Raw genomic sequence first — 872 nt, 5'->3', positions numbered from 1 at the left:
GCAACACCATGCTCGTTGTGTGAAGTGTCCATGTGTCCACGCATCTGTCCGTGGACACAAGCATCCTCGACCGGCTACCCATGTTCAATGTGACTTGGCCGGACGGATACACTGCGCTCCGCTGGCCAAGACCTGCTCCAGCGTTTTTTTGGAGATGCAGCGCGTCGAGCGTGTAGACGACGCCCGCCAGACCGAGCTGCTCGATGAGCCGCTGCGCGGCGGCGAGCTCGCAGTCCTTGTCGGCGTCCTCGATGAGCACATGCCCGAGCACCACGCGCTCGTTGACGGCCAGCGCGCTGAGCACCTGCGCGGCTTGCCTGTCCTCCAATCGGTCGAGGCTGCCGCGCAGCGCCTTGCCGTCGATCGCTACCAGCGAGCGGGCCGAGGCCGGGGTGAATTGCTGCACCTGCTCGGTCGCAAGGCTGCGCATGGCGCCTTCGAGCTGCGCCGCATCGAGCCCCTGCAGGATCTTGCGCACCGCGGTGTAGGCCGGCGCGCGCTTCCAGCGACTGCCGAACACCTCGTTGAGCCGCGGCCAGTGCGTGTCAATGAAGATGTGGATCTTGCGGTACGAGGTTGCACCCGACACCACGGCCAGCACGCAGTACAGCAGCACATGCTCCAGGTCGTAGCGCTTGCCCTGCGCGCGCCGGGGATCGCTCACCTGTCCCAGGCATTGCCTCAATGTGCTCATCTCGTCCTCGCTGCTTGGTCCGTGTCCGGGCTTCGCAGCAAGGCACGACCCCGCCGGTTCACTCAGCGGCCACAGCCCTGATCAGCAGTGAACGGCCTTGGCTCTCGACCCCGACGGCTACTCAAATTACGATACAGCTTATGGCTCCATACCAATCTCCCTCGCCCCCTCAGCGGCA

General features: G+C 64.9%; 1 protein-coding gene. It reads right to left on the bottom strand.

The features are described from left to right. The coding region (locus tag D3A59_RS04150; RefSeq protein WP_119153648.1) for an ISAs1 family transposase at window positions 1–694 on the bottom strand (694 nt) is incomplete at its 3' end. Window positions 695–872 lie beyond the last annotated feature (178 nt).

This window comes from Caldimonas tepidiphila, assembly GCF_003569765.1.
GTDB classification, from domain to species: Bacteria; Pseudomonadota; Gammaproteobacteria; order Burkholderiales; family Burkholderiaceae_C; genus Caldimonas; species Caldimonas tepidiphila.
Note: the sequence above shows the minus strand (reverse complement) of the source record. Positions and strands in the feature narration are given on the sequence as shown.